This window comes from Rhizobium sp. WSM409 (genome assembly GCF_057653825.1).
Genome location: NZ_JBYGKP010000002.1, coordinates 37,153 through 60,953 on the forward strand (window position 1 = coordinate 37,153; position 23,801 = coordinate 60,953).

Here is a 23,801-nt window from a genome sequence, read left to right on the forward strand (position 1 = left end):
AAGGTTCGCCCGCTAAAGCAAGGATCATCTCGCGTCGGGGACCACGACCAATTTGCCCACAAAGTTCTTCGCCATGAAATCGGTCTGCGCGCGGTGGAATTCCGATAGTGGATAGACGCCGCCGACGAGAGGCCGGATTTTCCGGCTTTCGATATAACCGACGATCCGACGAAAGTCGGCGCGGCTTCCCTGGCTCGAGCCGTGCAGCTCCAGCTGCTTCAGATACATGGACCGCAAATCGAGCTGAACGACCGGGCCGGCGATGGCGCCGGCTGTCGTGTAGCGGCCTTCGGGGCGCAGGATCTTCAGGAGATCGTTGAACAGCGGTCCGCCGACGAGATCGGCGACGACATCGATCGGCTGGCCACGGCTGGCGGAATGGACGGCTTCGACCAGATCGCCCTTGCCGCGGGTCACCACCGCCTCGGCGCCGATATCGAGCATCGCCGCCTCCTTGCCGGGGCCGGCGACCGCGATCGGGATGGCGCCGCGGGCCCGTGCGAGCTGGATGATCGCCGAGCCGACGCCGCCCGAGGCGCCGGTCACCAGGACGCGTTCACCGGCGACAAGCCTTGCCCGTTCCAGCATGCGCTCGCCGGTCAGATAGGCGCAGCAAAAGGTGGCGAGTTCGACGTCGGTCAGATCGGTTGCGACGACATGGGCGTTCTCGGCCGGCAGTGCCATGTATTCGGCATAACCGCCGTCGCGGCCATGGCCCATGTAATCGATGTCGGCGAGGCTGTCGTCGTCGCGGTTATAGATCGAGAAGTCGACCATGACGCGTTCGCCGACGCGCGCCGGATTAACGCCGGCGCCGACGCCGACGATATGGCCGACCGTATCGGTGCCCTGAATGCGCGGGAATGTCAGCGTATTGCCTTGCCTGCGCCATGTGGAGACGGCCGACGGATCGTCCTCGGTGCCGTAGGCGCCTTGGCGGACCCAGACGTCGGTATTGTTCATGCCGCAGGCCGTGACGCGGATCAGAACCTCGCCGTCCGCGGGTCTCGGGACGGGCACGTCCCTGTCATAGACGAGCTTGTCCAGACCGCCATGGCCGGTGAGCAATACGGCCGCCATCTTTTCCGGGATCGTCATGCCGATCTTCTCCCTCAGATGTTCTTGAAGACGGTTTCGATCGTGTCCGCCGCGGCCTTGACCACGATGTCGGCCTCCTCGCGTGTCAGGCAGAGCGGCGGGGCGAAGCCGAGGATGTCGCCCTGCGGCATGGCGCGGCCGATGACGCCGCGTTCGAGGAGGGCAGAGGCGACCTGCGGGCCGATCTTGCGGCCGGCATCGAAGAACGTGCGGTCGTCCTTGTCCTCGACGAATTCGACGGCTGCCATCAGCCCGTCGCCGCGGACTTCGCCGACGTTGCGGTGGCCGCCGACGGCCTTTGCGAGTTCCGAGCGGAAATAGGCGCCGGTCGCCCCGGCATTCTCGACGATGCCGAGTTCGTCGATCAGTTCGAGATTGGCAATGCCTGCGGCAGCACAGATCGGATGGGCGGAATAGGTCCAGCCGTGACCGATCGCGCCCATCTGATCGGAACCCTGCACCAGGACTTGCCACATCTTGTTCGAAACGATCGTACCGGAAAGGGGAACGTAGGCCGAGGTCAGGCCCTTGGCGATGGTGATCAGGTCCGGCTTCATGCCGTAATGATCCGAACCGAACATCGTGCCGAGACGGCCGAAGCCGGTGACGACTTCATCGGCGACAAGCAGGATGTCATATTTGTCGAGCACGGCCTGGATCTTCTGCCAGTAGGTTTTCGGCGGCGGCACGATGCCGCCGGTGCCGAGGATGGGTTCGCCGATGAAGGCGGCGATCGTTTCCGGGCCTTCGGCGATGATCATCTCCTCGAGCTTGTCGGCGCAATATTGCGAGAACTGCTCCTCGCTCATCGACCGGTCGGGGCGGCGGAAATAATAGGGTGCTTCGGTGTGCAGCACCGGCGCCCGCGGCAGATCGAAGGCATTATGGAAGAGGGCCAGGCCGGTGAGGCTGCCGGTCATGACACCGGAGCCGTGATAACCGCGCCAGCGCGAGATGATCTTCTTCTTTTCCGGACGGCCGAGGATGTTGTTGTAGTACCAGATGAGCTTGATGTTGGTCTCGTTGGCATCCGAGCCGGAGAGACCGAAATAGACGCGGCTCATGCCGGCGGGGGCGCGGTCGATGATCATCTTCGACAGCGTAATCGAGGCTTCCGTGCCGTGGCCGACATAGGCGTGGTAATAGGCGAGGTTCTTTGCCTGCTCGGCGATCGCATCGGCAATCTTCTGGCGGCCGTAGCCGACATTGACGCAATAGAGGCCGGCAAAGGCGTCGAGGCTTTTGCGGCCTGTCGTGTCGGTGATGTAGACGCCTTCGCCGCCGGCAACGACACGGGTCGGCGTCTCGCCGCGGGCATGCCCGCCCATATGGGTCGAGGGATGGAAGAAGTGATCGCGGTCCCAGGCGGTAAGTTCGTTGCTTCTGTCGAGCATGTCTAGCCTCTTTCTTGAAAATGGGGGCTCACTTGAAATGGGGTCAGGCGGCCGTGTCGATGCAGAGATATTTGAGCTCGGTGAAGGCCTCGAGCCCATGGCGTGAACCCTCGCGGCCGAGGCCGGACTGCTTCCAGCCGCCGAAGGGAATGGGAGCGCCGGTGATTTTCACGCGGTTGACGGCGACCATGCCGTATTCCAACGCGCGGCCGAGGCGCATCTGCCGGGCGCCGTTTTCCGTGACGATATAGGCGACAAGGCCGTATTCGGTATCGTTGGCGCGGGTGATGACCTCGTCTTCCGTATCGAAGGCGGTGATGGCCGCTACAGGGCCGAAGGTCTCCTCGTGCATGATCAGCGCATCCGCCGGCACGTCGCTTAGCAGCGTCGGCTCATAAAAAAGCCGGCCGGCCTTATGGCGCTTGCCGCCGGTAACGAGCCGCGCGCCGCGCGCCAGCGCGTCGGCGACCTGTTCCTCGACCTTGGCGACGGCGCGTTCATGCATGAGCGGCCCGATCTCGGCGCCATCCTCAAGACCCGGACCAACTTTCAGTTCGGCAATGCGGTCTGCGAAGGCCTTGGCGAAGCCATCGGCGATCCGCCGCTGGACGAAAATGCGATTGGCGGCGAGGCAATCCTGGCCTGATGTGGCAAATTTGGCGTTGACGGCGATCTCGACCGCCTTTTCGATATCAGCGTCATCGAAGATGATCAGCGGGGCGTGGCCGCCGAGTTCCATCACCAGCCGCTTCAGGGTCGGGGCGCATTGGGCGGCGATCAGCCGTCCGATTCCGGTGGAGCCGGTAAAGCTCATGGCACGCACGCGGGTGTCGGTGCACATCCGTCCGACGATCGTTGCGGCGTTGCCGGTGACCACGTTGAAGACGCCGGCGGGAATGCCTGCCCGCTCGCCGAGCTCGGCAAGCGCCAGTGCCGAAAGCGGCGTTTCTGAGGAGGGGTGGGCGACGACCGTGCAACCGGCGGCCAGCGCTGCGGCAGCCTTCCGGGTGAGCATGGCAGAGGGGAAATTCCAGGGCGTGACGATGCCGACGACGCCGAGCGCCTCGCGCCGGACGATCATTTCCGCGCCGGGCAGATGGCTGGTGACGCTTTCGGCGTTCAGCCGTTTGCCTTCCTCGGCATACCATTCGACGAAGGAGGCGGCGTAATCGATCTCGCCGCGCGATTCCGCAAGCGGCTTGCCCTGTTCGAGCGTCATGATCAGCGCCAGATCCTCCTTGGCCGCCAGCATCAGCTCAAACCATTTGCGCAGGATCGCCGCGCGGCTCTGCGGCAGCATTGCGCGCCAGCCGGCAAAAGCCTCCGACGCAGCATCGATCGCCACCGCCGTCTCATCGGCGTCAAGGCTAGCAACCCAGGCCAGCGTCGCCGAAGAGGCGGGATCGGTGACCTCGAAACTTTTCCCTGATTTGCCGGCGATCCACCGGCCGCCGACATAGGCTAGATCGCGCAGGAGATGACGGTCGGCGAGCCGCGACAGCGCGTCATGATAGGCGGGGCGGGCAAAAACGGCGGTCATGTCCATTCTCCTCGTGGCGGTTGACGCAAGTCTTCCACGGGAGCGGGCGAGAGATTGTCTGTTGGCTGATGCAAAAAGAGAGAGATGGTCTAAAGGATGGCGGCCTGACAGAGAGATTGTCTACGACGCGGCCTGTTCCTCGCCGGTGGCAGTGAAGGACGAGACCGGAAGGACTGTGTCCTCCTTGACCGTCTTGGTGACGATGTAGGTGAAGTAGCGGTCGATGCCGAGTTCGCGGTCGAGAAGCCCGTCGACCAGCCGCTGATAGGCATCGATATCGGGCGCGATGATTTTCAGGATGTAATCGACGCCGCCGCCGACCGACCAGCAGGCGACAATCTCCGGGATTGCGCCGATGGCGCGCTCGAAGCGCTCGAAATCCGCCTGGCGATGGTTGGCGAGCGTCACTTCCATCATCACGCTGGCGACCGGCGCGATGCGCCGTGGCGCGACGCGCGCGTGATAGCCGGTGATGATCCCGGCCTTTTCGAGCTTGCGCAGCCGCATCCAGCACGGCGTCGGCGACAGTCCGGCCTTTTCGGCCAGTGCCAGTTTGGTGATGCGGCCGTCGCGCTGGACGGCGTCGAGAATGCGCAGGTCGATGGCGTCGAGCTTCATGGTGCCTTCTTAAGAAGAAATCATTTCAAACGCAGGGAAAAGACAATGGGAGCGCATTTTTGCATTGTCAATTGAACTGATTTTCAGCAGTGTTGAAATCATGACAAAGTGGCGCCCCGATCCTTCGCAACTTCGCCGGCCGGCCTATCTTTCGCTTGCCGAACAGATCGCAAACGCGATCACCGACGGCAAGCTCACCGACGGCACACAATTGCCGCCGCATCGCAAGCTGGCGGACGACCTGCATCTTTCCGTGCAGACGGTCAGCCGCGCCTATGACGAGCTGATCCGTCGGGGGCTGATCTCCGGCGAGATCGGACGCGGCAGCTTCGTTCAGACCAGGCCGCGTGAACCGGAGCCGCCCTATCTGCCGGAACGGCTGGGCGAGGTGATCGATCTGTCGATCCTGAAACCGGTCTGCGAGCAGATCCATTTGGAAAGGCTGCGGCAGGCCTTCGGCTGGCTTTCGGAAAACCTACCTTCCAGCTCGGCGCTGTCGTTCAGGCCGAACATGGTGTTTCCGCGCCACCGCGCCGTCGCCACGGAATGGCTGGCGCGCTGCGGGCTGGAGATATCGCCGCTGAACATCAGCGTGACGAACGGTGCGACATCGGGCATGACCGTGGCGTTGATGAGCGTTGCCCCGCCCGGCTCGACGGTTGCGACCGAAGCCATCAGCCATCATACGCTCGTTCCGCTCTCGACCTATCTCGGTCTGCACCTGGAAGGGTTGGCGATCGACGAGGAGGGCATGATCCCCGAGGCGCTGGACGAAGCCTGCCGGAAGGGACCGATCCGGGCCATTTTCCTGCAGCCCTCGGTGATCAATCCGATGGCGGCGCTGATGAGCGCGGAACGCAGACAGGCGCTCGCCACTGTCGCCGCCAAACATGATATCGCGATCATCGAAAACGATATTCTCGGCCCGATGGTCGAGAATCGTGCGCCGCCGATGGCCGCGTTTGCGCCGGAGCGGACACTCTACGTTACGAGCTTCACGAAAATTACCGTTCCGGGCCTGCGGATCGGCTATCTCACCGCGCCTGACCGCTATGTCGCCGCCGTCGCCAACCGGCATCTCGTCTCCAACTGGATGGCGACGCCTGCCATGGCCGAGATCGCCACCCGCTGGGTCAGCGACGGCACGGCGATGGAACTGGTCAACTGGCAGCGCCGCGCCCTTTTGAGCCGGCATGCGATCGCGGCGGAGATGCTGGCCGGCATGCCATACCGGGCGCATCCGCAAAGCCTGCACGTCTGGCTGCCGCTCTCCGGCAACCATACCGAAGACGGGTTCGTATCGCAGGCAAGGCTGCGCGGCGTGGCGATCGCGCCCGGCAAATCGTTCCACACCACCGATCAGGGCTGGACGCCGGCCGTGCGCATCTCGCTCGGTTCGACGACCGAAAGCGAGCTGCGGACCGGGCTCGGCATCGTCGCCTCATTGGCGCAGGGAAATCCGCAAGAGCTGCTGCTCGCGATCTGATGCAAATGCCTTGCGTTTGAGCATATGCAGAATAATTGTCATGATATTATTTTACGAATTGACATGATTTTGATGGGCCGTCATCGTTAGGACATTGCTTGTCTCAACAGGGAGAGACATGAATGCTTCCGCCCATCATCCGCATTGACAACATCGTCAAGAAATACGGCCCGCTGACCGTGCTCGACGGCCTGTCGATGAATGTCATGCCGGGCGAGAAGCTGGCGCTGATCGGGCCATCCGGCTCCGGCAAGACGACGATCCTGCGTATTCTGATGACGTTGGAGACGATCAGCGGCGGCCATATCGAAGTCGACGGCGAACAGCTCTACCATATGCCTGGTAGCAGTGGGCTGGTGCCGGCCGACGAACGGCACCTGCATCGGATGCGCGAAAAGATCGGCATGGTCTTTCAGCATTTCAATCTGTTCCCGCACAAATGCGTGCTCGACAACGTGACGCTGGCGCCGATGCTGACCAAGGGCATCAAGCGGCCCGTGGCGGAAAAACGGGCGATGGAGCTTCTCGACATGGTCGGCTTGGCCGACAAGGCTAAAAGTGTCCCGGCGCAGCTTTCCGGCGGGCAAAAGCAGCGCGTCGCCATTGCTAGGGCGCTGGCGCTATCGCCGAAGATCATGCTGTTCGACGAGGTGACCTCGGCGCTTGACCCGGAACTGGTCGAGGAGGTGCTGAACGTCATGCGGCGGCTGGCGTCCGAGACCGACATGACCATGCTTCTCGTCACGCATGAAATGGGCTTCGCCCATGATTTCGCCGACCGTGTGCTGTTCTTCGATCGCGGCAAAATCGTCGAGGAAGGCAAGCCGGGCGACATCTTTCGCAATCCGAAACAGGAGAGAACGCAGACCTTCCTGCGCAAGATCATTGCGGCGGGGCACCGCGTCTGACCTCAGACATTGCCCGCAAGAACAAACTCAAGGAAAATCAGAGGAGTTGGGAACGATGAAAACACGATATCTTTTGAGCGCCGCCAGCCTGTCAGTGCTTCTGATCACGGCGGCTTCGCCTGCCTCCGCCGCCGATGACAAGCTCGAGCAGTTGAAGGAGCAAGGCTTTGCGCGTATCGCCATCGCCAACGAGCCGCCGTTCACCGCCGTCGGCGCCGACGGCAAGGTTTCCGGCGCGGCCCCCGATGTGGCGCGCGCAATATTCGAAAAGCTGGGCGTCAAGGAAGTGGTCGCCTCGATCTCGGAATATGGCGCAATGATCCCCGGCCTGCAGGCCGGCCGCCACGACGCGATCACCGCAGGCCTCTTCATGAAGCCCGAGCGCTGCAACGCAGTCGCCTATTCCGAACCGATCCTTTGCGACGCCGAAGCTTTCGCGCTCAAGAAGGGCAACCCGCTGAAGCTGACGAGCTACAAGGACATCGCCGACAATCCGGACGCCAAGATCGGCGCGCCGGGCGGCGGTACCGAGGAGAAGCTGGCGCTCGAGGCCGGCGTGCCGCGCGATCGCGTCATCGTCGTTCCGGATGGCCAGAGCGGCATCAAGATGCTGCAGGACGGCCGCATCGACGTCTACTCGCTGCCGGTTCTGTCGATCCACGATCTGATGGCCAAGGCGAACGATCCGAACCTCGAGACCGTCGCACCCGTCGTCAATGCGCCGGTCTATTGCGATGGCGCGGCCTTCCGCAAGCAGGACGTTGCGCTCCGCGACGCCTTCGATGTCGAGCTGAAGAAGCTGAAGGAATCCGGCGAATTCGCCAAGATCATCGAGCCCTACGGTTTCTCGGCCAAGGCGGCGATGTCGACGAGCCGCGAAAAGCTCTGCGCCGTGGCGAAGTAACAAGGGGTTAGCAGCCGGCCATGTCATGGACATGGCCGGATTGTCCCCGAACGATCTTCCAAAGCGCGTCGCGATCTTTCAGATTGGCACCTCGCGCTTTAGGTCCTTGTTTTTACGCATGTCGTTCTCGCAAAAGCGCTGCACAGTTTTGCGCGACATGCTCGAAGAAGTGAGTTGCCGATGTCGGTATGGTCCGGCTATCTGACACTGATCCTTGAGGGCGCCCTGGTGACGCTCGAACTGACGATCATGGGATCTGCGCTGGCGCTGGTGATGGCCTTCCTGGCGGGCCTCGGCCGGTTGTCGCGCTTCTTCGCCGTACGCGCGTTGGCGACGGCCTATATCGAGTTCTTCCGCGGCACCTCGATCTTCGTCCAGCTCTTCTGGGTCTATTTCGTACTGCCTTTCGCGGGCTTGACCCTGACGCCGCTGCAGGCGGGCGTGTTGGCGCTCGGGCTGAATGTTGGCGCCTATGCGGCGGAAGTGGTGCGCGGCGCCGTCAAGGCCGTCGGGCGCGAACAGTCGGAAGCCTGCATCGCGCTCAACCTTTCGCGATACCAGCGCATGCGCCACGTCATCCTGCCGCAGGCGCTGCCGCTGATGCTGCCGACCTTCTGCAACAATGCGATCGAACTCTTGAAGGGCACGGCCGTCGTGTCGCTGATCTCGCTGACCGATATGACCTTCCAGGCGCAGGTAGTGCGGGCCCAAACCGGCAACACGCTGGTGCCCTTCGCGACGATCCTCATCCTCTATTTTCTCATGGCCTCGGCGATCTCCGCGACGATGCGCTGGCTGGAGCGACGGATGGCGCGCAGCCTCGACGGCATAAGGACCTGATCAGATGGAATGGGATTGGGACTTCGTCTGGCAGATCATGCCGACCCTTCTCGAAGGGTTCAAGATCACTCTTCTCGCGACCATCCTCGGCGCTGCCGTCGCCATGATCGTCGGCCTGGGGCTCGCCATTGCGCGACGCTCACCGGTCGCCGGCATTTCCAGGACGGTCGCTTTCGTCTCGGAATTCATCCGCGGCACGCCATTGCTGGTGCAGCTCTACTTCATCTTCTACGTACTGCCGGATATCGGCATTCGGCTGGCGCCGCTGGTCGCCGGCGTCATCGGCATGGGCATTCACTATGCGACCTATACCGCCGAGGTCTATCGCGCCGGCATCGAGAACGTGCCGCGCGGCCAATGGGAGGCGGCCAAGGCCACCAATTTGACGACGCGCCAGGCCTGGATCCACGTGATCCTGCCGCAGGCGATCCCGCCGATGATCCCGGCGCTCGCCAATTATTTCATCGCCATGTTCAAGGAAACGCCGCTGCTTTCGGCGATCACCGTGCTCGAACTCATGAACCAGGCAAAGAGCATCGCCAACAGCAACTACCGCTACATCGAGCCGATGACGCTGGTCGGTGTCTTCTTCCTCGTCATCAGCCTGATCTCGGTCGTGGGATTACGCTGGCTCGAAGAACGCTACGCCAGGATGGATGACTGACCATGACCGCAGAGATCGAGATCATCCCGGCCGGCCGGCTGCCGCGGCTGGAGGACCGGCCGCTGGAAAAGCGCATCGGCCTGGTCATCCTCGCGACGGACCATACAACGGAAGTCGACTTCCAGCGTATGGTCGCCAGCGATCGCCTCGGCGTCTATGTCAGCCGCATCCACTATGCCAATCCGGTCACGCCGGAAAACCTCTTGAATATGCAGCCGTCGCTGACGGAAGGCGCGGCACTGATCCTGCCGGGCGAGGCGCTCGATGCCATCGTCTATTCCTGCACCTCCGCCTCGGTGGTGATCGGCGACCGGAACATCGAGGCGGCGATCCATGCGGGCAAACCCGGCGTTCCCGTCGTGACGCCGACGGCTGCCGCCGTAACCGGCCTGAAGGCGCTGGGCGCCAGGCGGATTTCGGTGCTGACGCCCTATACGATCGAGACCAGCCGGCCGATGGCGGATTATTTCGCGGAGCTTGGCTTTGCTATCGACCGCTTCACCTGTCTCGGCCTGACCGATGATCGCGAGATGGCGCGGATCGCGCCGGACGAGATCCTTGCCTTCGCACGCCACGCGCTGGCGCCGCAGTCGGACGCGCTGTTTATTTCCTGTACGGCCGTGCGGGCAGCAGAGGTCGCGGCCCGGATCGAGGCTGAAGTCGGCAAGCCGGTGGTCACTAGCAATCTCGCGACCGCCTGGGCTTGCCTGCGGCTTTGCGGCGATGATCGGGCGCGGCCCGAACTCGGTCAATTGATGACCAAGCCCTATCGGGAAGGCTGAGATCATGGTGAGCACCTTGCCCGTTTCGCTGGAGGATATCCGCGCCGCGGCCCGCCGGATTGCCGGCCGCGTGCTCTGTACGTCGATGGTGCAGTCCGCTTCACTTGGCCAATTGGCCGGCGCGCCTGTCCATCTCAAGCTCGAACATCATCAGACGACCGGCAGTTTCAAGCTGCGCGGAGCGACCAACGCGGTGCTTTCTTTGTCGCCGGCGGAGCGCTCGCGCGGCTTCGTCGCGGCCTCGACCGGAAATCACGGCCGTGCACTTGCCTATGCGGCAAAGGCGGAAGGTGCCGTCGCGACCATCTGCATGTCGCGGCTGGTGCCGGAGAACAAGGTTTCGGAAATCCGCCGCCTCGGTGCCGATGTCCGTATCATCGGAAGGTCGCAAGACGAAGCGCAGCAGGAGGTCGACCGGCTGGTGCGCGAGGAGGGGCTGGTGATGGTCCCGCCCTTCGATGATCCTGATGTCGTGGCCGGGCAGGGGACACTGGGGCTTGAAATCATCGACACCTTGCCGGAGGCGGCAATCGTGCTGGTGCCGCTCTCGGGCGGCGGCCTGGCGGCCGGCGTTGCCGCCGCGGTCAAAGGCATCAGCTCGAAGACCAAAGTGATCGGCCTGACGATGGAGAAGGGTGCCGCGATGAAGGCAAGTCTCGATGCTAGACGGCCGGTGCAGGTCGAGGAATTGTCGAGCCTTGCCGACTCGCTCGGCGGCGGCATCGGCCTCGACAATCGCGTGACCTTTGCCATGTGCCGAGACCTTCTCGACGAGGTCATCCTGCTGACGGAAGCGGAAATCGCCGCCGGCATGCGCCATGCCTATGCCTGCGAACGGCAGATCGTCGAAGGCGCGGGCGCGGTCGGCATTGCAGCGCTTCTTGCCGGGAAAATTGTGGGGAACGGTCCCATCGTCGCGATCCTGTCCGGGCAGAATGTCGACATGGAACAGCACCGGCGGGTGATCAATGGCAAGGCGGCACTCTGTGGGGAGGAGGGACCATGAGCCGATGATCATTCTGACGGAAGCGGAACTGCGGAAAGTCATCGCGCTTGATCGCGATGCGGTTGATTGCGTCGAGGCCGCTTTCGCAGCGCTTGCGACCAAGGCTGTCGCCATGCCACCAATCCTGCGGCTCGACATTCCGGAATATCGGGGCGAAGTCGACGTAAAGACCGCCTATGTGCCCGGCATCGAGGGCTTCGCAATCAAGATCAGCCCCGGCTTCTTCGACAACCCCAAGATCGGCCTGCCGAGCACCAACGGCATGATGGTGCTGCTGTCAAGCCGAACCGGACTGGTGCAGGCGCTGCTCTTGGACAACGGCTATCTCACCGACGTGCGCACCGCAGCGGCCGGCGCCGTCGCGGCAAAACATCTGTCGCGGGAAAATGCGTCCGTGGCCGCGATCTTCGGCGCCGGCATGCAGGCGCGGCTGCAGCTCGAGGCACTGACGCTGGTCCGGCCGATCCGCGAAGCGAGGATATGGGCGCGCGATTCTGCCAAGGCGCAAAGCGTGGCAGCGGAACTGGCCGCAAAGCTCGGCTTTTCCGTCACCGCCACACCGGACGCCAGAGGCGCAGTGACCGGCGCCGATCTCATCGTTACCACCACGCCTTCCGAAACCCCGATCATCGACGCCGGCTGGCTGGAACCCGGACAGCATCTGACGGCCATGGGCTCGGATGCCGAACACAAGAACGAGATCGATCCGGCCGCCATTGCGGTTGCTGACCTCTACGTCGCCGACAGCCTGAAGCAGACGCGCCGTCTCGGCGAGTTGCATCACGCAATCGATGGCGGCCTAGTCGCAGATGACGCGATCTTTGCCGAGCTCGGCCAGATCGTTGCCGGCCGGACGCGGGGACGGACGCGCAACGACCAGATCACCATTGCGGACCTGACCGGAACCGGCATCCAGGACACCGCCATCGCCACGCTCGCCTTTGCCCGCGCCGGCGCGGCCAACGCCGGGACCACATTCGAAAGCTGACCGGCGCGGCGCCGGAAGAGAAGGGAAGAAACATGACAAAGCCCAAACTCAAATTCTCGCTCGGCGAATATGCCGCGCGGCTGGAAAAGACACGGCGTGCCATGGAGGCGAAGGGTGTCGACCTGCTGATCGTCAGCGATCCGTCGAACATGGCCTGGCTGACCGGCTATGACGGCTGGTCCTTCTACGTGCACCAGGCGGTGATCGTGCCGCCGCAGGGCGAGCCGATCTGGTTCGGCCGCGGCCAGGATGCCAACGGCGCCAAATTCACTGCCTATCTGAAGCACGACAACATCGTCGGTTATCCCGATCACTACGTGCAGTCGACCGAGCGCCACCCGATGGACTACCTCTCGGGCATCCTGACCGAGCGCGGCTTCGGCAAGCTGACGATCGGTGTCGAGATGGACAATTACTGGTTTTCGGCGGCGGCCTTTGCGGCGCTGCAAAAACATTTGCCGAACGCGCGCTTTGTCGACGCGACCGCCCTCGTCAACTGGCAGCGAGCCGTCAAGAGCGACACCGAGATCGGCTATATGCGCAATGCCGCCCGAATCGTCGAGGCGATGCACGCCCGCATCTTCGACAAGATCGAAGTCGGCATGCGCAAGTGCGATCTGGTCGCGGAAATCTATGATGCCGGCACCCGCGGCGTCGACGGCATCGGCGGTGATTATCCGGCGATCGTGCCGCTGCTGCCGTCCGGCGTCGAGGCATCGGCACCGCACCTGACCTGGGACGACCGGCCGCTGAAGAAGGGCGAGGGCACCTTCTTCGAGATCGCCGGCTGCTACAACCGCTATCACCTGCCGCTGTCGCGCACCGTCTTCCTCGGCAAGCCGACGCAGGCCTTTCTTGATGCCGAAAAGGCGACGCTGGAAGGCATGGAAGCCGGTCTTGCAGTCGCCAGACCCGGCAATACCTGCGAGGATATTGCCAACGCCTTCTTCGCGGTGCTGAAGAAATACGGGATCGTCAAGGATAACCGCACCGGTTATCCGATCGGCCTTTCCTATCCGCCGGACTGGGGCGAGCGCACTATGAGCCTGCGACCGGGCGATCGGACGGAGCTGAAGCCCGGCATGACCTTCCATTTCATGACCGGTCTCTGGCTCGACGACATGGGTTTCGAAACGACCGAGAGCATCCTCATCACCGACAGCGGCGTCGAGTGCTTCGCCAAAGTGCCGCGCAGGCTGATGGTCAAGGATTGAGGCTGTCATGACAGAGATTGGCTTGCGGCCGTCGCCGATCAGCGCGACGGTCAATTTCGCCGCCGAGGGCATCCAGCACGGCTTCCTGCGTCTGCCTTACAGCCGCGACGATTCCGCCTGGGGATCGGTGATGGTGCCGATAACGGTCGTCCGGAACGGCACGGGCCCCACGGCCCTTCTGACCGGCGGCAACCACGGCGACGAGTATGAAGGACCGATCGCGCTCTTCGATCTTGCCCGCACGCTGAAGGCCGAAGAGGTGAGGGGCGCAGTCATCATCGTGCCGGCCATGAATTATCCGGCATTCCAAGCGGGAACCAGAACCTCGCCGATCGACAGGGGCAACATGAACCGCAGCTTCCCGGGCCGGCCGGACGGCACGGTGACCGAGAAGATCGCCGACTATTTCAGCCGTGTGCTTCTGCCGATGGCGGATCTCGTCCTCGACTTCCATTCCGGCGGCAAGACGCTCGATTTTCTGCCGTTCTGCGCAGCCCACATCCTGCCGAACAAGCAGCAGCAGGAAAGAGCTTTCGAATTCGTGAGAGCGTTTGCGGCACCCTATTCGATGAAGATGCTGGAGATCGATGCGGTCGGCATGTACGACACCGCGGCCGAGGAGATGGGCAAGATCTTCATCACCACGGAACTCGGCGGCGGCGGCACCGCCACGGCCAAAAGTGCGGCGATTGCCAAGCGCGGCACCATGAACGTGCTACGCCATGCAGGGATTGTCGCCGGCGCCGTCGATCCCGGTCCGACGACTTGGCTCAACATGCCGGACGGCCGCTGCTTCTCCTTCGCGGAAGAGGGAGGTCTGATCGAACCTGTCATCGATCTCGGTGAAGCCGTCACTGACGATGCGGTGATCGCGCGCATCTATCCGACCGGGCGGACCGGGGTGGCGCCGCGCGAGATCCGCGCCGGCATGAACGGTATTCTCTGTGCCCGGCATTTCCCGGGGCTGGTCAAGGCTGGTGACTGTGTTGCCGTCGTGGCGATCGTCGACGACTAAGGTAGATCGACGATCACACGTCAAGCCGCTTTCTGCGGTCTTGACCCGCCGGCGGCCGCGTCGATCTGAAAGCGGTTTACCACCCCTTCCAACGTCTGCGTTTGGCTGCCAAGCGCCCGGCAGGCCGAGGCGGTTTCGACGGCCATGGCTGCGTTGCGTTGCGTTACCTGATCGAGAGCGTTGACGGAGGCGTTGATCTCGCCGATCGCCACCGCCTGCTCGGCGGACACGGAAACGATGCGGGCGATCAACCCGGCGACCTGCTCGACCTGCCCCTCGATTTCCAGCAGCGCTTTTCCGGTGCGGTTGACAAGCTGCACCCCGCTGGAGACCTGAGACGAGGAAGTGGAAATCAGTCCTCTGATCTCCTTGGCGGCGTTGGCCGAGCGCAAAGCGAGTTCGCGCACTTCCTGCGCCACCACGGCAAAACCCTTGCCCGCCTCGCCCGCACGGGCGGCTTCAACCCCGGCATTGAGTGCCAGAAGATTGGTCTGGAAGGCGATTTCATCGATGACATTGACGATATCGCCGATCTGGGAGGACGAGCCTTCGATCCTTTCCATGGCGGCGATTGCTTCGCGAACGACGGCTGCCGAATGTTCGGCGCTGGTGCGGGTCTCGGCCATCATACCGGTTGCCTTGCCGGCATGAGCGGAGGCGTCTTTCGCCTTGGTATTCATCTCATCGAGCGCGGCTGTGGCCTCCTCGAGCATTGCGGCTTGCTGTTCCGTGCGCGACGCAAGACTGTCGGCCGCATCGGTGATGCCGGCCGAGGAACTGCCCACTTGCTTGGAGGTCTGGGCGATCTCCGCCATCGAAGCGCAAAGCGCGTCCATACTGTCGTTGAACTTGGCGCGCAAAGTCTCGTAGGCGGCGGCGAACGGCGTCGTGATCCGGCAATCGAGATTGCCGGTCGACAGCTGTTCCAGGCCGTATGTCAACCGATCGATCACCGTTTCGCGGATCTGCTCCTCGGCGGCTCTTTCGGCCAGTTGGCTGCGTTCGCGCTCAAATTCCGCGTCGCGAAGTGCGGTCTCGCGCTTCTGCGCCTCCTGCCGTTCGAGCGCGTTGCGGCGGAATACCGCCACGGCCTTGGACATGGCTCCGATCTCGTCGGACCGCTTGGCATAGGGAACATCGGTCGAAAAGTCGCCTTCGGCAAGGTTGCCCATATAGGCCTTCATGCCATCGAGCGGCACGATCGCCCGTCGACGCAGGAGATAAAGCCCCACCAGCAAAAGCCCGAACGATCCGAAGCCTGCAGCACCCGCATAGATCGTCCAGGTGACGATCTCCGAGGCGGCATTGCGCTCCTCGCCCTTCAGGAAGGCGTCGGAATTGGCAACGAGTTTCTCGACCGCGTCCTGGTGCGAATGAAAGGCGACGCGCAGCTGCTCGATCGCACCATGCGCCTTGTCTTCGTCCTTGGCGTTCAGGGCCGGGATGATCTCACGGTTCATCACTCCCCAGAATGCATCGCCCTTGGCGATGACATCGTTTTCAAGCTCGTCCTTCAAAGCCTGCGGCAGCCGGGTGGTTTTCCAATAGGCACGGCGGTCGTCGTAAGCGGCTTTGAGATTTGCGATCTTGGCAAGATTGGTTTCTGTGAGCTCTGGAAATTTGCTCGCCTCGAAGGACAGCATGTAGGATTCCACCACAAACAGTGGCGGCGGCAGAATATCGGCGATCAAATCCTTGCCGTAGACGACCTGTTCGTACACCGGCCCGTTGACTTTCAGCCTTTCGAGCGCCGACTGCTGCAATCCAATCGACATGAAAAGGCCTGCTGAAACGGCGACACCAAACGCAACCAAACTACGGGCAATAGTGAATGCCAAGGACTGTCTCCCGAATAATATGGCTTCTCCGGTTCGAGACGCCTGATCCCTGGTGCAGTATTATGTCGTGAGAACACTGAAATATGGTTAATTATTTTGGAGATCTAGGCGGAATAAGAGCCATGAATACTTGTGGTATCAAGCCATCATTTGTCATCCTTGATGGCTGACAGGTTAATGCTGCGCACACAGGTGAAGGGACACCAACTTGGCTGAACCTCTTGCTGCTCGTCGAGGGCGTGGAATGTCGGCTCCAGATGGCATGATAGCCGCGATTGCGCGGGTTAGAGGCGGTCGGCTTGCGACGTGAAACCTGGGGGACTTTGCGACCACAGGTCTTGAGTTGATCTCACCATGGCATTTTGAATTCCCGAAACATGCTTGGCGTTCGTAGCTGAGAGGCCTTTCAAGCCAAGCGCATGAGCTTTTCGTTCAGGCTGCCGATCTCGCGCAGAAGCTCGACCAATCTGTCCGTGTTTTCCTGGCTGAGCCGGCCCGTTCCGCCGCTGCTGTTCCAAAGATCTTGAAATTCCTGGCTCATGGTGCGTGCGCTGCTCATAATTTCGATGATTTGAGCGCGGTTTTCCCAGGTTGCAACGATGGTCGGTTCGTCCATCTCCACCGACATGTCTGGTTCGCGTTCCAGCAAAAACAATTCCTGATTCCTCTTGGGCGATGACGGTTTGGTTCTGATGGCGCCATCCAGCCTACAGGATGGGCCATTCCTGCGATGACTCAAGAACATGGTTTGACAGTCTCGGAACGATTGAAAATCAAACGATTGGCTAGCGGGTGTGGGGCGGACACGTTAGCCAATCGGCAAACCCTTCCTGGAATCACCCGGAGTAGAATTCGCATGAACAATAAATGGGAAAATTTCCCATTTGTCAATGCCGATGACAGCGTTTTCAGTGCGGACCCGGCCCCGGGGGCGGCGGCCCAGGAGGCGGGCCGTCCTGCGGTGGCGCCCCGCCTCTATCCGGAGCAGGAAAATCTCGGTCCGGCCCGCCTCTGCCGAAGGGCGAACGATCGGGAGGCGGTCGATCCGAAGGGCCACCTGGACGTCGCGAACCGAAGTCGTGCGGAATGCGCCCGTCGGGAAAGCCGGTCATTCTGCTTGAGTCCCGCACGCCGACATCGACGAAGCCATGACCATCAGGAGATGGCGGCGTCGTACCGAAAGGCGCGGAGCCTCTGGGTCCCGCGCCCGGCCTGTCCTTATCCGTCGGCTGGAAGGTCTCGACGTTGACGATGCCTTGTTTCAAGCCCGGCACCAGGGGTTCAGCCTGAATGCGCGTGATGATTAATCGATCGGCGACGGCCTTGAGACGCACGAGCGTTTGCTTGCCGGCCAGGTATCCATGCGTGCTTCCAAGCGAAAGGCCGCCGAGCAGGACGCGATTGCTGCTCTTGACGGGGATGCCGCGAACATGGGCGCCTTCGGAAACGGAGCGGGGCTCGATGCGCCGGGCAATGATCGTACCGTCAGGTTTGCGGATGCCGAACACGGCGACCCGCTTGCCCTTGCGCAGGCCCTTCGTCGCGACACCCGTCGTGTCGATCGTCTGCCCCAGTATGGTAATGCCGGTCTTGTCTATCCGGTCGATGCGGCCCTGGACTTCGCTGGCGATGGTGATGCGGGCGGCAAGCTTGCCCGTCAGCAGCACCCGGGCGACATGACCGACCTTCATCGCGCTCGCGCGAACGCGCCGGCCGTCGATTTCGATCGGTGTCGTCGCACTGAACGGTATGTGGATGTTGTTGACGATGATGCTTCCAAAGCCCTGGATGGTTCCGACGATGCCCGTTCCACCGATGCCGTGATCTTCGTTCTCCCCGCCGCCCTGGATGGAAAGTCCGGATCCGCCGATGCCATGATCGCTGGTGCCCGTCGGCTGCGCGGCGGCAATCTTCGGCCCCAGGACCTGAAGCGCTATTCCGGCCAGCAGAAATTGCCTTCTCGAGATCGCCGACGGGGTCATTCGCCCGTCTCCGTCTTCGATGCGGCGTCTGGCTGAAGATCGGCCTCGCCCTCCTCGGTCATGACATAGAGCCCGGTGATCCAGCGGCTGCTGCCGCCGGGGTCGTCCTTGATGGCCTGATGGGCGATCTTGTTGAGTTTCAGGAGCAGCGCCATCCCCTCCTGCCGCGCAATCTCGTCGAGCCGGGCCGCCAGCTCGGGGGACATCCCGTCGTAGTGAACCGCACGTTCGAAGTAGGGAGGAGGCTCGTTCATCAGGTTCATGACCGACGCCTGCACATGGTCACGGAGGTTGCGCGTAAAATAATGCCGGCGGGCTTCGTCACCGGCATTGGGGACGATCGATGAAAGGTCGAGCTGGATCCAGCCGTTCTGATCGACAACGACGATGCCTTTATCCAGCCAGTCGTCCAGGATGGAGCGGGGGTGGACGTCCTTGGTGATGTCGCTCACCAGGCTCTCGAATGACGGACCGCCGTCGGTGGAGGTCCGGGGCAGGGCGCTCGGCCGATCCTCCGCATCGCAATAAAACGGATCGGCAAGCCATCTGGCGAGAATGCGGCTCGTCTGCGAAACGCCGGTGGTCAGGAAGGATGCCGCAAGCACCTGTCCGCGCAGCCGGTTGACGTCCTTGCGGTGAATGCCGGTCAGAAGCGAGATGCGGCTATCCGTCTGGTTCTTGTTCGGCAGCGCAAATTCCTTCTCCGCGACCTCGATATAGAGGCGGCGAAGAACGGTCGAAAACGAGATGAAGTTGAAGCCGGAGGCGAGTGCGAGCTTGACCAGCGGGCGAAGCACGCGGATCAGCATGGCCTGCAAGGTCTCTTCGGAGAACGGAAGCTTTGCGCGCGGCTTCGACATTAACAACACACTCGGTCTCTGAAAGACCATTGCCGGCAGACCTTCGACAATCGTCTTCAGTCTCCCCTATGGGAAAGTCCAGACTGCCGCAACGGACGAGCCATATGCAAGACCGGCTTATGCCATGCTTCCTGGTGGCGCGGCCGTGATCGCGCCGCTATTCGGAAGATATTTTGCGCCTTCTGTCAATGCGTTACCGGATGCGGTTCGGGTGACAGCACTGCGCCATGGCGCCAGTCGATCAGCCGGTCGATGCGCGCAATCTTGTGGAAAACCTCAAAAACGTCGAAGGACGTGCCTTTCTCGATGTGGGCTGCCAGCAGCGCGCAAAGCTCAAATATTTCAGGGGGCGTACCGGTCATCTCGACGCCGTCATCCGTGAAGACACCCGATCGCGGCCATGCCCGCGTCTGTTGCTCGTCGAGTTTGCTGCCGACGAAGGGGATCGTATCGATAATGCCGGAAGCGAGCGCGAAGGCCGCTTCCGCCACGATTTCGGAACACGTCGTGTTGGGCTCCCTCGCTAAGGCCGGTATTTGCATCCGCTTGAATTCCCGCATTTTTCAATCCGTCAGAGATAGTTGACCAGGCTCAGGCTCTGGAGTTTCGAGACGAGCGTGTAGGCCGTTTCCAATTGCGTCTGCAGCTGGTTGACGAGCGTCGAAGCCTCATAGGTATCCACACCCTGGAGATCGACGAGGTTTCCCTGAAGCAGAGTGGATTGAGCGTCGAGGGCGTCATTTGCCTTTTCGAGCCGCTCTTGCGCGAGGCCGAGTTCGCTTTGCTGCGTCACGATCCCGGAGGTCGCCTGCGCCGCATAGGCGATCGCCTTGGATGCGACGGTGCTCTGTGCGTCGGAGCTGAGATCCTGGCCGAAGAGGGCGGAGACGACGACGGATGCCAGCGCGAGATAGCGCATGCCTTCGGAATTGGCGTTGGTCGACGAGGTGATGGTTTCCGATCCGCTAATCCGGCTCGTCATGTCGGTGCTGGAAGCGGTCGACCAGCCGTCGGAAGTGTCCGTCCAGGCGCTCTCGGAGAACATCGGCTCGACCGTGTCCGTGATGAAGCTGCCAATTTCCTCGCCTGTCAACTCGTTGACGTCTTTTCCGAGACCGGTTGCATAATCGTTCAGCGCCGAAACGATCGCATCCGAGACCGCCGAGGATTGATCGCTCAGAGGCTGGCTGTCGAGGTTCGTCCCGCCGAACAGGAATTCGCCATTGACCGACGTGTTTGCCGTCGAGACCAACTGCGAAATCGTGGCGCCCGCCGTCTGCAGGGCAACGGCGATGCTTGTCGTATCCTGGCTCGCCTGGAGCGCCGTCAGGTTTGAGACCAGGCTGTCGCCGGCATCCTTGAGGCTCGAAAGGGCGGTTTGCGATGCGTCCATCCGCAACTCGACGACGGCATTGCTCGTCTTGAACGAGGCAGCCTGGGCGATAGCGCTGGTGAGATTGATCGACTTTGCAGCGCCGTTGCCGAGGGATACGCCGATATCGGCGTAGGTTCCCGTCGTTGCTTCCGTCGAGGCCTGCTGCAGCTTGTTTTGGGACTGGCTGATGGTGAGCCGCAAAACATTCTGCATCGCCGATGATGAGACAAAAGATGCTTTCATGACTAGCTCGCTATGTCGAGGAGCGACTGGAACATCTCGTCGATGACGTTCAGGATCTTCGTCGCCGCTTTGTAGGATTGTTCGATGTCGAGAAGCAGCGTCAGTTCCTCGTCGAGGTTGACGCCGGTTTCGTTGGAATAGGCCTCGTCGGAGCGTGACAAGGCCGCAGCCGTTGTTTCGGAGGCCGACGTGGCATCGCTTCGATATTGTTCGAGCCAGCCGATGGAGGCGCTGGCGTAGTCCGTCAGGCTTTGTGACGTGGAGAGACCGGCGTCGGAAGAGAACGAGCGCTGTTCCGTCAGCGCCTGATACAGGGCGTCGAGATTGTCCGAGAAGCCGCTGTTTCCCGCGGTGTTGAGATCGGTGATGCCGCTGATGGAGCCATCGCGCAGCTTTGTCGCATCACCACCCTCGCTCGTGACGACGGCTAGATTGACCGCGATGGTGGAGGCGATCCCTGTCGTATCGTCGGAAGCAGCAGGTGTTGCCCCGGTTGCGCCCGGCGCCGTCGTCCACACGAAAAGTCCCGGCGCGCTCGTGCTGCCGTCGGTTTCCGAGAAGATCTGGACGAGCGATTTGGCGATCTCGTCGAGTTGGGCCTGGAATGTCGGGGCGATCTCGTCGCGAAGCTGCAGCAGCGCCTGCAGGCTGCCCGAGGCACTCGTCGTCGATCCCTCGCCGGCGTCGAGCGCAACACCGTCGATATAGATGGAATTGCCTTCGGTTCCGGCAACGTAGGTTGCCGTCGATACGAACGTGACGGTGCGGGGAATGGTCTCGAACAGCACGGTGCCATCAGAGGTATAGAGCGCCATATCGTTATCGTCGCGCACGGTTGAGGTGACGCCGACGAGCGAGGAGATCTGCTTCAGCAGCTTTTCACGCTCGTCGAGTGCCGAGGATGTATCGGTGCCGGTCGCTGTCGCCAGCTTGACCGCATTGTTGGCCGCCTCGAACTGCGACAGCAGCGTATTCAAGGTGGAGACCTGTGTGGCGATCTCCGCATCCGCCTCGGCTCTGATCGACTGGACGCCGTCGCTTGCGGTATTTAGCGAATTGGCGAGATCCTGCGCGGCGGTCACGGCCGATTGCGCGGCGGTCGTGCTGCTCGGCGACGTGCCGAATGTCTGGAGCGCCTGCTGGAATGCCGTGAGATAGGTACTCGGCGAGGTCTCGTAGTCATTGCCGCCCACCAGCGACTTCAGGCTTTCGAGACCGGTCACCAGCGTCTGCTGGGCGCTGTCCTTGGCATTCGTTTGCAGATACTGGGCAAGCAGCGCAGTTTCCTGCGCCCGGCTGATGCTGACGACCTGGGCGCCGGAAAGAGACGTCGTAACCGACGCCTCCCGTCTCACATAGTCGGAATTTCCGACATTGGCGATATTCGTCGAGATGACGCTGCTTTGCTGGCCCGTGGTGTTGAAAATACTTTGCACGCTGTTCAAGGCGGAGGTGAGCGACATGCCGGCGCCCTCCCTATCGTTTCAGATTGACGAGGACATCCATGATATCGGAGCCGGTCTGAAACACCTTGGAATTGGCGGTATAGCTTCGCTGCGCCTCGATCATCTCCGTCAGTTCGCCGGCGAGATCGACGTTCGAGCTTTCGAGAGCGCCGGACTGGATGGAGCCGAGCCCGTTCGTCTGCGGGAAGCCGGTGACCGTGACGCCGGACAATCCGTTGGCACTGTAGACGTTGCCGCTGAGCAGCGTCAGATTGTCGGGGCTGGCAACCGTCGCGAGAGGGATCTGATAGAGAGCCTTTGTCGCGCCGTTCGCATAGGAGACCGACACCACGCCGTCCGTACCGATAGACACCGAACTCACGGCACTTGCGGCCTGGCCGTCTGCTGAGCCCGTTGCCGAGAAGTCGGAGGAAAGCTGGGTGAAGTCGGAATAATCCATGGTGATCGTCTTGGCCGTCACCGGATCGACGATGTCGGTGTCGGTTGCCGAGGTCAGCTGGCCATCGGCGTCGAAGGAGAGCGTGGCAACGCTCACGGCATCGGAAGAGTAGGGAAAGGACGTCGTGCTGCCGGTGGATGCATCGGCATTGCGGTAAACGGCAACCTCCCAAGTGCTGCCGGTGACCGCGCCGCTCGCGTCCGTCGTGACGCCGGTCTTGGTGAAGTAATAGTCGTACTGGACGGTGCCGCCGAGGCTGTCATAGGCAACCAGCGACATCTTCTGCGTGTCGTCGGTGACGCTTGCCGTGTTGGCGCTCGGCAGCGTCGTCGTATCCGTGACGACGGTCGCTTCGGAGTTCAGGTTGCCGCTGAAGTAAGCGCTGCTCGAAGCGACGGCGCTCAAGCCCGATTGGGATACGTTGACCGGCACCAGGCCGTCGAAGCCGTTGACGACCACCGCCGGCACGCCGGAGTCATAGGAATATCCCATCAGCGTGAAACCGGCGCCGTTGACGAGATTGCCGTCGCTGTCGACCGAGAAGTCGCCGGCCCGGGTAAGCACAGGCGTGCCGTCGGCGCTTTCCACGATGAAGAACCCGTCTCCCGAGATCGCCAGGTCGTAGGCCGAGGTCGTATAGGAAATGTCGCCCTGCTGAGAAATCGCCTGGCGCACGGATGTCTGAACGCCGCCTGAATTATAATTGCCCGAGGAAGACGGCAGAACCAGTGACGAAAAGGACGTGGAAACGGCTTTGTAGCCGGTGGTGTTCGCATTGGCGATATTGTCGGAGACCGTGCTCAGCCGGTTTGCCTGGGCGCTCATGCCGGAGACGGCGGTTTTCATGCTTCCAAAAATGCTCATGGCTCGATTCCTTTATGGTCTGGGAACATGCCATGTGACGAGGGGCTTCCAGGGCGCCGGGATTGCGGGCGCACGACATCGCTGGCGCCGGGCAAGGCCGACACCGGTCGATGATCTGATTGTCTGGACTGACCCCGTGATGGCGATAGGCGCTTCGGCTCATCCGCGCGCTGGTTATCCGTGCGCCTGTGACGGCGCACCATTCGAACGTTTCCATATTTCGCAAGCGACCCGACTGAAGGCTCTGCCGGCTCGACTGCCGGTTCGCTTTAAAACC

Annotated in this window: 22 protein-coding genes and 1 pseudogene; 11 read left to right on the forward strand and 12 right to left on the reverse strand. The window is 62.1% G+C overall.

Annotated elements, in window-relative coordinates; all coding sequences use genetic code 11:
• Nucleotides 1-24: 24 nt before the first annotated feature.
• The 4 genes from AC25BC_RS23705 to AC25BC_RS23720 form a co-directional block, all read right to left on the reverse strand.
• Nucleotides 25-1,098, reverse strand: a complete 1,074-nt coding sequence (locus AC25BC_RS23705) for an alcohol dehydrogenase family protein (RefSeq protein WP_128440198.1) — start codon at nucleotides 1,096-1,098, stop codon at nucleotides 25-27.
• A 14-nt stretch (nucleotides 1,099-1,112) separates the two neighbouring features.
• Complete coding sequence (locus AC25BC_RS23710; protein WP_128440197.1) at nucleotides 1,113-2,492, reverse strand: aspartate aminotransferase family protein; 1,380 nt, start codon at nucleotides 2,490-2,492, stop codon at nucleotides 1,113-1,115.
• Nucleotides 2,493-2,535: 43 nt separating this feature from the next.
• On the reverse strand, nucleotides 2,536-4,032 hold the full coding sequence (locus AC25BC_RS23715; protein WP_128440196.1) for an NAD-dependent succinate-semialdehyde dehydrogenase: 1,497 nt from the start codon (nucleotides 4,030-4,032) through the stop codon (nucleotides 2,536-2,538).
• A 120-nt stretch (nucleotides 4,033-4,152) separates the two neighbouring features.
• Nucleotides 4,153-4,650, reverse strand: a complete 498-nt coding sequence (locus AC25BC_RS23720) for an Lrp/AsnC family transcriptional regulator (RefSeq protein WP_164903050.1) — start codon at nucleotides 4,648-4,650, stop codon at nucleotides 4,153-4,155.
• Between the two features lie 100 nt (nucleotides 4,651-4,750).
• Here AC25BC_RS23720 and ehuR point away from each other — a divergent pair, with 100 nt between their 5' ends.
• The 10 genes from ehuR to doeB all read left to right on the forward strand — a co-directional run bounded on the left by ehuR (nucleotide 4,751) and on the right by doeB (nucleotide 14,457).
• Nucleotides 4,751-6,136: a MocR-like ectoine utilization transcription factor EhuR gene (gene ehuR / locus AC25BC_RS23725; protein WP_128440195.1), complete on the forward strand. Its 1,386-nt coding sequence runs from the start codon at nucleotides 4,751-4,753 to the stop codon at nucleotides 6,134-6,136.
• A gap of 122 nt (nucleotides 6,137-6,258) precedes the next feature.
• Nucleotides 6,259-7,044, forward strand: a complete 786-nt coding sequence (gene ehuA / locus AC25BC_RS23730; RefSeq protein ID WP_017996258.1) for an ectoine/hydroxyectoine ABC transporter ATP-binding protein EhuA — start codon at nucleotides 6,259-6,261, stop codon at nucleotides 7,042-7,044.
• A 55-nt stretch (nucleotides 7,045-7,099) separates the two neighbouring features.
• Nucleotides 7,100-7,948 carry an ectoine/hydroxyectoine ABC transporter substrate-binding protein EhuB gene (ehuB, locus tag AC25BC_RS23735; protein ID WP_017996257.1) on the forward strand — a complete coding sequence of 283 codons (849 nt, stop codon included), beginning with the start codon at nucleotides 7,100-7,102 and terminating at the stop codon, nucleotides 7,946-7,948.
• Nucleotides 7,949-8,128: 180 nt separating this feature from the next.
• A complete protein-coding gene (gene ehuC, locus AC25BC_RS23740; RefSeq protein WP_003550191.1) occupies nucleotides 8,129-8,788 on the forward strand; it encodes an ectoine/hydroxyectoine ABC transporter permease subunit EhuC in 660 nt (219 codons plus the stop codon).
• A 4-nt stretch (nucleotides 8,789-8,792) separates the two neighbouring features.
• Complete coding sequence (ehuD, locus tag AC25BC_RS23745; protein WP_012755553.1) at nucleotides 8,793-9,452, forward strand: ectoine/hydroxyectoine ABC transporter permease subunit EhuD; 660 nt, start codon at nucleotides 8,793-8,795, stop codon at nucleotides 9,450-9,452.
• Between the two features lie 2 nt (nucleotides 9,453-9,454).
• On the forward strand, nucleotides 9,455-10,234 hold the full coding sequence (eutA, locus tag AC25BC_RS23750) for an ectoine utilization protein EutA (RefSeq protein WP_017996256.1): 780 nt from the start codon (nucleotides 9,455-9,457) through the stop codon (nucleotides 10,232-10,234).
• 4 nt (nucleotides 10,235-10,238) lie between these two features.
• Nucleotides 10,239-11,240, forward strand: a complete 1,002-nt coding sequence (eutB, locus tag AC25BC_RS23755; RefSeq protein ID WP_128440194.1) for a hydroxyectoine utilization dehydratase EutB — start codon at nucleotides 10,239-10,241, stop codon at nucleotides 11,238-11,240.
• 4 nt (nucleotides 11,241-11,244) lie between these two features.
• Complete coding sequence (gene eutC / locus AC25BC_RS23760) at nucleotides 11,245-12,228, forward strand: ectoine utilization protein EutC (RefSeq protein WP_128440193.1); 984 nt, start codon at nucleotides 11,245-11,247, stop codon at nucleotides 12,226-12,228.
• Between the two features lie 32 nt (nucleotides 12,229-12,260).
• A complete protein-coding gene (gene doeA, locus AC25BC_RS23765; RefSeq protein WP_012755557.1) occupies nucleotides 12,261-13,442 on the forward strand; it encodes an ectoine hydrolase DoeA in 1,182 nt (393 codons plus the stop codon).
• A gap of 7 nt (nucleotides 13,443-13,449) precedes the next feature.
• Nucleotides 13,450-14,457 carry a N(2)-acetyl-L-2,4-diaminobutanoate deacetylase DoeB gene (gene doeB, locus AC25BC_RS23770; protein ID WP_128440192.1) on the forward strand — a complete coding sequence of 336 codons (1,008 nt, stop codon included), beginning with the start codon at nucleotides 13,450-13,452 and terminating at the stop codon, nucleotides 14,455-14,457.
• 20 nt (nucleotides 14,458-14,477) lie between these two features.
• Here the strand turns inward: doeB and AC25BC_RS23775 are convergent, their stop codons facing one another.
• The gene (locus AC25BC_RS23775; protein WP_128440191.1) at nucleotides 14,478-16,295 is read right to left on the reverse strand and encodes a methyl-accepting chemotaxis protein; all 1,818 of its coding nucleotides are present in this window, start codon (nucleotides 16,293-16,295) and stop codon (nucleotides 14,478-14,480) included.
• Between the two features lie 223 nt (nucleotides 16,296-16,518).
• Between AC25BC_RS23775 and AC25BC_RS23780 the strand changes: the two are divergent.
• A pseudogene (locus AC25BC_RS23780) lies at nucleotides 16,519-16,605 on the forward strand (type II toxin-antitoxin system VapC family toxin); the annotation flags it as partial.
• Between the two features lie 96 nt (nucleotides 16,606-16,701).
• On the opposite strand, the gene AC25BC_RS23785 reads toward AC25BC_RS23780, so the two are convergent.
• From AC25BC_RS23785 to AC25BC_RS23815, 7 genes are all read right to left on the reverse strand, one after another.
• Nucleotides 16,702-16,950, reverse strand: a complete 249-nt coding sequence (locus AC25BC_RS23785; protein WP_017996251.1) for a hypothetical protein — start codon at nucleotides 16,948-16,950, stop codon at nucleotides 16,702-16,704.
• A gap of 253 nt (nucleotides 16,951-17,203) precedes the next feature.
• Entirely contained in the window at nucleotides 17,204-18,277 is a 1,074-nt protein-coding gene (locus AC25BC_RS23790) for a DUF5666 domain-containing protein (RefSeq protein WP_128440190.1), read from the reverse strand.
• Nucleotides 18,274-19,167: a DUF6502 family protein gene (locus tag AC25BC_RS23795; protein ID WP_128440189.1), complete on the reverse strand. Its 894-nt coding sequence runs from the start codon at nucleotides 19,165-19,167 to the stop codon at nucleotides 18,274-18,276. Before AC25BC_RS23795 ends, AC25BC_RS23790 begins: the two co-directional genes overlap by 4 nt.
• A 155-nt stretch (nucleotides 19,168-19,322) precedes the next feature.
• Complete coding sequence (locus AC25BC_RS23800; protein WP_128440188.1) at nucleotides 19,323-19,697, reverse strand: DnaT-like ssDNA-binding protein; 375 nt, start codon at nucleotides 19,695-19,697, stop codon at nucleotides 19,323-19,325.
• A gap of 11 nt (nucleotides 19,698-19,708) precedes the next feature.
• Nucleotides 19,709-20,755, reverse strand: coding sequence for a flagellar hook-associated family protein (locus AC25BC_RS23805; protein WP_128440187.1), 1,047 nt, complete (start codon nucleotides 20,753-20,755; stop codon nucleotides 19,709-19,711).
• Nucleotides 20,756-20,757: 2 nt separating this feature from the next.
• On the reverse strand, nucleotides 20,758-22,218 hold the full coding sequence (gene flgK, locus AC25BC_RS23810; protein ID WP_128440186.1) for a flagellar hook-associated protein FlgK: 1,461 nt from the start codon (nucleotides 22,216-22,218) through the stop codon (nucleotides 20,758-20,760).
• 13 nt (nucleotides 22,219-22,231) lie between these two features.
• Nucleotides 22,232-23,524 carry a flagellar hook protein FlgE gene (locus AC25BC_RS23815; protein WP_012755566.1) on the reverse strand — a complete coding sequence of 431 codons (1,293 nt, stop codon included), beginning with the start codon at nucleotides 23,522-23,524 and terminating at the stop codon, nucleotides 22,232-22,234.
• Between the last annotated feature and the right edge of the window lie 277 nt (nucleotides 23,525-23,801).